The organism is Pseudomonas sp. UBA5666, from assembly GCF_002420785.1.
GTDB classification, from domain to species: domain Bacteria; phylum Pseudomonadota; class Gammaproteobacteria; order Pseudomonadales; family Pseudomonadaceae; genus Aquipseudomonas; species Aquipseudomonas fulva.
Genome location: NZ_DIIQ01000040.1, coordinates 19,455 through 27,532, shown reverse-complemented (window position 1 = coordinate 27,532; position 8,078 = coordinate 19,455). Strand labels below are relative to the sequence as shown.

The 8,078-nt window shown below is 62.9% G+C and carries 7 protein-coding genes; all 7 read left to right on the top strand.

The annotated features are described in order from the left end of the window. The first annotated feature begins 435 nt into the window (after positions 1–435). Complete coding sequence (locus B2Y33_RS16975; protein ID WP_027916364.1) at positions 436–1,731, top strand: MFS transporter; 1,296 nt, start codon at positions 436–438, stop codon at positions 1,729–1,731. Between the two features lie 98 nt (positions 1,732–1,829). After that, the gene (locus B2Y33_RS16970) at positions 1,830–2,138 is read left to right on the top strand and encodes a hypothetical protein (protein ID WP_027916365.1); all 309 of its coding nucleotides are present in this window, start codon (positions 1,830–1,832) and stop codon (positions 2,136–2,138) included. 569 nt (positions 2,139–2,707) lie between these two features. Then, complete coding sequence (locus B2Y33_RS16965) at positions 2,708–3,817, top strand: 3-deoxy-7-phosphoheptulonate synthase (RefSeq protein WP_050587368.1); 1,110 nt, start codon at positions 2,708–2,710, stop codon at positions 3,815–3,817. 36 nt (positions 3,818–3,853) lie between these two features. Further along, positions 3,854–4,135, top strand: a complete 282-nt coding sequence (locus tag B2Y33_RS16960; RefSeq protein WP_027916366.1) for a peptidylprolyl isomerase — start codon at positions 3,854–3,856, stop codon at positions 4,133–4,135. A 178-nt stretch (positions 4,136–4,313) separates the two neighbouring features. Next, positions 4,314–5,084, top strand: coding sequence for a 3-hydroxybutyrate dehydrogenase (hbdH, locus tag B2Y33_RS16955; RefSeq protein ID WP_027916367.1), 771 nt, complete (start codon positions 4,314–4,316; stop codon positions 5,082–5,084). 75 nt (positions 5,085–5,159) lie between these two features. Beyond that, positions 5,160–5,435 (top strand): peptidylprolyl isomerase, encoded by a 276-nt coding sequence (locus B2Y33_RS16950; protein ID WP_027916368.1) that lies wholly within the window; start codon positions 5,160–5,162, stop codon positions 5,433–5,435. Between the two features lie 132 nt (positions 5,436–5,567). Next, on the top strand, positions 5,568–8,042 hold the full coding sequence (locus B2Y33_RS16945) for an autotransporter outer membrane beta-barrel domain-containing protein (protein WP_033695183.1): 2,475 nt from the start codon (positions 5,568–5,570) through the stop codon (positions 8,040–8,042). The last annotated feature ends 36 nt before the right edge of the window (positions 8,043–8,078 follow it).

Genomic DNA, 8,078 nt, shown 5'->3' with positions numbered 1-8,078 from the left:
GTCGCGATCTGCGGCGCCTGGGCTACCGCGCGCTTAGAAGCAAAAGCCACAGCAACAGCAACAGCAGTCGCAGCCGCGACTGCGACTGCGACTGCGGGCGATTTGCCTGGGAAAGACATTGGCATGTCTTTTCGAGACTGCGGCATTGCGCCGCAGGCAGTCAACCCTTGGCAAAACCCTGCAAGCCCGTAGAATCGCGCTTCCTTTTCGCCCGTCGCCTTGAACGGTGGCAACCGGCAACCAAGACCGAGTCCGCGCCTGACCCCATGAACGCTCATGTGAAATAGGCTCAACCCTCCCCGCCCGGCCGTCTTCCTGCATGGCCAAGCGGTTGAGTCTTGCCCAGGTCGCATCCGTGCAGCCTCTACCCTACCCGGGTCGACCAGCGTGCGCGCTCGAAAAGGCCAACCTTCGCCTATCCAACTTGAGGTACCTATGTCTGCGCGTTTGCTGGCCATGGCGCTGGCGCCGCTGCTCGGGCTGTTCATCATTGCCCTGGGCAACGGCTTCATGTCTTCTCTGACCACCCTGCGACTCGGCGAGGCTGGCGAGTCTGCCACCACCATCGGCATCGTCTCGTCCACCTACTTCATCGGTCTGACCCTGGGGGCCATCTTCAATGATCGGCTCATCCTGCGCATCGGCCATATCCGCGCCTACACCAGCTTTGCCTCGCTGATCGGCGTCACCATCCTGCTGCAAGGCCTGTTCTATGACGTGACCTGGTGGTCGGTGCTGCGCCTGATCAATGGCTGGGCGGCCGTGGGGGTGTTCCTGGTCATCGAGAGCTGGTTGTTGCTTGCCGGAGACGCCAAGATCCGCGGTCGCTTGCTGGCCTTGTACATGATCGCCTTCTATGGCGCCGGGGTGCTGGCTCAGGCAGGGCTTGGCGAGATCACCCGCCTGGGCGAGACCGCGCCTTTCATGCTGGCAGGTGTGCTGACCGCCCTGTCGGTGTTGCCGATCGTGATCCTGCCACGGGTTTCGCCACTGCTGGACCAGGTAGAGCCGCTCAAGCCACGGCAACTGCTGGGCGTGGCACCCTCGGGACTGGTGGGATGCTTTGGTTCGGGCGTGGCCATTGCCGGGATCTATACGTTGCTGCCGCTGTATCTCCAACGTATCGGGCTGGACGTCGGCGAAGTAGGCAACATGATGGCCTTGGTCATCCTCGGGGCCATGCTGTTGCAATACCCGGTGGGGCGGTGGTCGGACCGCAAGGACCGTCAGGACGTGCTGATTGCCCTGGCGGCAGTGTGCGCTGCGCTGGCATTGGTCACCGTGTTCCTGCCTTCGGATGCATTCCTGCTGCCGGCGATGCTGTTTCTGCTGGGCGGCGGGGTGTTCACCTTGTATCCGGTGGCGGTCAGCCATGCAGCCGACCGTGCCCCATCCGATGCCTTGGTGCCCATGATCCAAGGGCTGCTGCTAATCAACTCGCTGGGCTCGGCGATGGCGCCGATGGCGATATCACCCGTGATGACCGAGTTTGGCGAAGCCGGGCTTTTCTGGGCGTTTGCCGTGGTCAACCTGTTGATGGTGGGCTTTTTCCTGTGGCGGCGCGGCAAGCGCCCGGCCGCGGAACACCCTGCCCCGTTCACGGCCTCCACCACCTTCTCGCCTACTGGCGCTGAACTGCGGGTCACCGAGGACTTGATGCATGCCGCGCAGGAGCATCCTCCGATGGAAACGGCCGAACCCAAGCCTTCGCACCACGGCGAGGCCTGTTGAGGCAAGCGTGCCCTAACCGACCATCCGTCGCCCTCTGGGCACCTCCTGTGCAGGACTATGCCAAAGCAATGACAGAATCCATGCACAGGAGCTTCGCCATGATTCGCATCCGTAGCCTTTCGCTGTCCGTTGCTTTCGCCTTGGCCACCCTGGCCGGTACCAGTCAGGCCGCCACTGACACCACCAACACCGACATGCACCCGAAAACCGACCAGATGGGCGGCAAGACTGCAGGTGAAGGCAGCAGCGTGAATACCCCAGGCAGCAGCCGTGACAATGACAGCAGCAACGCCGGGGCCGCAGGTGCCCATGACGGTGCTGCGGGCGGCTCCAACAGCACCGGCGAAGCCACTGGCTCAGGCGCAGGCGCCACTGGTGGTCAAGCTGAAGATCAAGACAGTCACTAAGACCACGGTCCAGTGACCACCCGGCGTAATCATCCGATCGATTACGCTCATAGCAATTTTCCATTGAATGGCCCGCGCAATGTGCAGTAAGCTCGGGCTCATTCACTGGAGAGCAGCATGCAAGCAACCATCCACACACTCGCTACTACCACTGGCCGCGCCCCGCGCCCGGCAGCGGTCGTGACCGTGTGCGTGAACGCGCCTGCCTCCTATTACTTCGGGTATTGGTTTAGCCACTAGGCGCCGATACCCACACGGCGTCCACCTTCGAGGGGCCGCCGAACATGAGAATACTCAAACCCCCGGTCGGCCTCCCGACCGGGGGTTTTGTTTTTCAGGCCTACACCCAAACGATCCAGAGGACAGATTCATGAAATACGACACCTATTACGTAACCAGCACCTCCACCTGGCGATTTAGCCACGTCCGCTCGGGCCAGCCTGCCGCCTCCGACCGGTTCTGCACAGGTGGCACTGATTCAACCAATAGCCAAACACCGATCTGTCGAACACCTCGATAGGGCCGACTGCGCAGCCATAGTGCCTGCCGTCCGCCCAAGGAAAACCCTCATGCAAGCCTCCAGCCTCGCCCTGCCCCTGACCCAAGCCCAAGCTGCCAATACCGCTGTCAGCCGCCGCCTTCCCAGCCCGCACCTGCTCAAACAACAGATGCCGTTGTCTGCCTCGCTCGCACACCAAGTCCATGCGCACCGCCAAGCCATTTGCGACATTCTCGAAGGGCGCGACCCTCGCCTGCTGGTCATCGTAGGGCCATGCTCGCTGCATGATCCGCGCGCGGCGCTGGAATATGCCGATCGCCTGGCCGCGTTGAGCCGACAGGTCGGCGAACGCATGCTGCTGGTGATGCGTGCGTACGTGGAAAAACCGCGCACGACGGTGGGCTGGAAGGGCCTGGCTTACGACCCTCACCTCGATGGCAGCGACGACATGCATGCAGGTCTGGCACTGTCGCGGGGGCTGATGCTGGGCATGATCGAACGGGGCCTGCCGGTTGCGACCGAATTGCTGCAGCCCATGGCCGCTGGCTACTTCGACGATGTGCTGGCCTGGGCCGCCATCGGCGCCCGCACCACCGAATCACAGATTCATCGAGAAATGGTCAGCGGGCTGGCGCTGCCGGTAGGCTTCAAGAACGGCACCGATGGCGGCGTTGCCATCGCGACGGACGCCATGCGCAGTGCTGCCCATGCCCACCGGCATTTCGGCATGGATGCACAGGGCTACCCTGCGATCGTCGAAACCCTGGGTAACGCGCATACTCACCTGGTGCTGCGAGGTGGCCATCAAGGTCCGAACTACGACGCCCACAGCCTTGCCCTGGCCCGTCAGGGGCTCGCCAAAGCAGGCCTGCCTGCGCGCATCATGGTCGATTGCAGCCATGCCAACAGTGGCAAGGACCCCGCCCGGCAACCGGCTGTTTTCAACGAGGTGTTGCAACAGCGATTGAGCGGCGACACCTCGATCGTCGGCATGATGATCGAGGGGCACTTGTTCGAGGGCTGTCAGGCCCTGAGCAACGGGGCGCTGAAATACGGCGTGTCCATCACCGATGGCTGTCTTGGCTGGACCACCACTGAGACCTTGTTGCAGGGTGCGGCACGCCTTTTGGGTGAGCGGCAGGCCGAACCCTGCGAGACACGACCGGTTGAAGTGCGTTAGGCTTTGCCTCTTTACCCTCCCAAGGAGCATTACCCCATGGCACGTGCAACCGCCCGTCACATCCTGGTCAACAGCGAAGACAAGTGCAACGAACTCAAGGCCCAGATCGAAGCGGGTGCCGACTTCGCTGAAATCGCCAAGGCCAACTCCACCTGCCCGTCCAGCCGTCAGGGTGGTGACCTGGGCTCGTTCGGTCCTGGCCAGATGGTCAAGGAATTCGATACCGTGGTCTTCAGCGCCCCGGTCAACACCGTGCAGGGTCCGGTCAAGACTCAGTTCGGCTACCACCTGCTGGAAGTGACCAGCCGCCAGGACTAAGTCCTGCGAAGCAAGCCCGGTAGGAGGGAGTGGCGCAAAGCCGCTGCTTTGGCCTCACGCGAAGGCCCCTGCGGAACCTTTGATCAGCCGCTCCGCTCCTACGCTCAGCCCATCCCGGGCGATGCCCAACGGCTTTCTTCGTTCCAGTCGGCGCCGGCGCGCTGTTAGGGAGCTTTGCATGACCCTCAAAGGCAAGACAGCAGTGATCACAGGTTCCACCAGCGGCATTGGCCTGGGCATTGCCCATGTGCTGGCGCGAGCGGGGGCCAACATCGTGCTCAACGGTTTTGGTGACCCTTCACCTGCCATCGCCAGCCTTGAGCAATTAGGGGTGCAGGTGCGCCATCACCCCGCTGATCTTGCCGATGCCGCGCAGATCGAGGCCATGCTGGACTTTGCCGAACAGGCATTCGGTGCCGTGGATATCCTGGTCAACAATGCCGGGATCCAGCATGTGGCACCTGTCGAGCACTTCCCGGTGGACAGCTGGGACAAGATCATTGCCTTGAACCTGTCTGCGGTCTTCCACGGCACTCGCCTGGTGCTGCCAGGTATGCGCGCCCGCAACTGGGGCCGCATCATCAACATCGCCTCGGTCCATGGGCTCGTCGGCTCCACCGGCAAGGCCGCATATGTCGCCGCCAAGCATGGGGTGATTGGCCTGACCAAGGTCGTAGGGCTGGAAACCGCCATGAGCGGCGTGACCTGCAATGCCCTGTGCCCAGGCTGGGTGTTGACGCCGCTGGTGCAGCAGCAGATCGACGCACGTGCTGCAACCGGCGTCGATCCGCAGCAGGCAGAACGGGAATTGCTCGCGGAAAAACAGCCTTCACAAGCGTTCGTAGCGCCCGAGCACCTGGGCGAGCTTGTGCTGTTTCTATGCAGCGAGGCTGGCAGCCAGGTGCGCGGTGCGGCCTGGAACATGGACGGTGGATGGCTGGCGCAATAAGCCATGCCGATTCGCGGTGGTAGCGGTGCGTCGGGCATAATGGCTGCTTTCTCTCGCTGCATGCACAGGTAGATCATGAAAGCCCAAGCCCGCCACATCCTGGTCAAGACTGCTGACGAAGCCGAAAAGCTCAAGCAGCGCATCGCCAAGGGTGAGGCGTTCGATGTGCTCGCCAGGAAGTTCTCCCTCTGCCCCTCGGGCAAGCGTGGCGGTGATCTTGGGGAGATTCGCCCTGGGCAGATGGTCGGTGCGATCGACCAGGTCATCTTCAAGAAGCCCCTGCGCGTTGTGCATGGGCCCGTGAAGAGCAAATTCGGCTATCACCTGGTGCAGACGTTCTACCGCGACTGAGTCTCAACACTGCCGTCTAAATACCCAGCAACTAGCAGTTCTGCCAGTTGTCGCTCCCAAGCCTTCCTCTGTAAAAAGTGCCTGACCCCGCGCAATTGATGTTGCGCGCTGGCTTTGAATGGAGGCTTTGCTATGCGTGTACGACTGATTGTGGGCTCACTGAGTTTGCTGGGCGCGGCCCTGCCATCCGCTCAGGCAGCTTGTACATTTTCCCCTGGGGCCGGTAACGACACGTATGTCTGCGACAGCGGGTCAGCGCCTTCGCTGGTGGATACCGAGGGTGACAACCGTCTGGTGTTTCCGGCAGGTGGCACCGGCGCCATCGAGGGCGATGTCACCTTTGGCCCAGGCCGGGACAGTATCGACATGGCCTCCGGCACGATCGCCGGCAACGTCAATCAGGGTGGCGGCATCGATGACTTCGTCATGAGCGGCGGCGTGATCGAGGGTAACGTCAACCAGGGTGACGGGCTGGACACCTTCTACATGTCCGGCGGCTGGATCAAGGGCACCTTCGACAGCGGCGACTACGCCGAAATGGACGGCGGCATGATCGGAAACGTCAACCTGCGCCTGGACAAGAATACCTTCATCATGCGCGGTGGCAGCGTTGACAGGAACGTCATTGCCGCGTTCGACACCGATTACATCGAGGTCTTCGATGGCACTATTGGCGGCAATATCAGCGTCAGCGGCGGCGACGACAGCGTCCTGATCCATGGCGGCAGCGTCGCAGGGGACGTGCTGCTCAGCACGGGCAACGATCGCTTCGTCTGGAACGGCGGGACGATCGGCGGGAAAGTCGATGCCGGGCCGGGCGACGACACTGCGCTGCTCTCCGGGCTTAATCCGGAAACGCTGATCATCACAATCGATGGCGGCGAAGGCAACGATATCCTCACGTTCGACAATAGCCGCGCGGTGGGCGGTGCTCGCTACCTCAACTGGGAGACGGTGGCGTTGACCAATCTTAGTCAGCTGGCGCTCAACGACACCCTGGTCCTTGGAGACGCCGGCACCGGAACCGGCAGGCTCACCCTCGACAGCAACAGCGTCCTTGCCTCAAGCGTGGGCGTGATCACAGCGTTTGGCCCAGGGCAACGCGCATCGGTGAGTAACGCCGGAACGCTCAACCTTACCGAGGGTGGCGATGCCCTGGGCCGTCTTACCATCCAAGGCGACTATGTCGGCGAAAACGGCCTGTTGCGCGTGAACAGTGTGCTGGCCGGTGACAATGCGCCCTCCGATCGCCTGGTGGTCAGCGCCGGGTCCATAACGGGGACGACCGGCCTGATCGTCAACAATCTGGGGGGAGCCGGCGCGTCGACACCCCAGAACGGCATTCAGGTCGTGGAGGCACGCGACGGTGCCACCAGTACGGCTACCGCCTTCGTGCAAACGCAAACCCTTTCGGCGGGTGCCTACGACTATCGATTGTTCAAAGGTGGTGTTACCGCTGGCAGCGAGAACAACTGGTACCTGCGCTCGACGCTGGTGGCGCCACCTGTGGTGACGCCGCCGGCTGAGCCCGAACCCGAGGTCCCTGCCGAGCCGGCCCCCGAACAGCCGGCGGTTACCCCGCCGGTTGCCGCTCCAGCCCCAGGGCAACTGGACTTGCCCGCCCCGATCGCCGGCAACCAGAGCCTGCCGCTGTATCGTCCCGAGGTCGCGGTCTACGCCGCCGCCCCCAGGGGGGCAGCCATCGTGGTGCGTCAGGGGCTGGGCACCTTCCATCAGCGTCAGGGCGACCAGCAGTTGCTGGAGGGCCAGGGCGCACTGCCCGCTGCCTGGGGTCAGGCCTACGGCGGCGCACTCCGTCAACAGTGGAGTGGTACGGTCAGCCCCAGCCTCGATGGCGACCTGTATGGCTTCAAGGTTGGTCAGGACGTGTACGCTCATGTGAGTGATAGCGGTGCCCGTCAACACGCTGGGGTATACCTCAGCCAGTCTCGCCTGACGGCCGGTGTCAAGGGCTTCGCGTTGGCCCAGGAGAACCGTAGCGTCGGTGACTTGCGCCTGGATGGAAAAAGCGCAGGTGCGTACTGGAGCTGGGTGGGTGCGCAAGGTGGCTATCTGGATGGCGTGTTGCAATACACCCGTTTGGATGGGCGGGCGCGCTCGGACCGAGGCGACAAGTTGGACTTGGACGGGGACGCCTGGGCCGCTTCGCTGGAAGCCGGCGTGCCCGTAACCTTGTCATCGCACTGGGCAATCGAGCCGCAGGCACAGGTCATCGCCCAGAAGACCAAGTTCGATACCGCAAATGATCGCGTCTCGCGTATCGACCATGACGCGCAGGTTGAACTCACTGGCCGCATCGGGCTGCGCCTGGAGGGACGATTCCAGCCCGACGGTGCCCGGCTGCTGCAGCCCTACGCGCAAGTGAACCTGTGGCATGGGGACGGCGGCAGGGATGCGCTGGTCTTCGACAAGACGGACAAGGTCAAGACTGATTACCGCTACACCGCCCTGCAAGCCGAAGCAGGCGTTGCAGCGCAACTCAATACTTCGTTGAGCGTGCACGGCGGGATTCAGTACACGACGCATCTGGATAGCCGTGAACAAGAGGCCAGCGGCGTCAACCTGGGCGTACGCTGGCAGTTCTGACAAGTAAGCAGGGCGCGCGACCATCGCGCGCCCTGC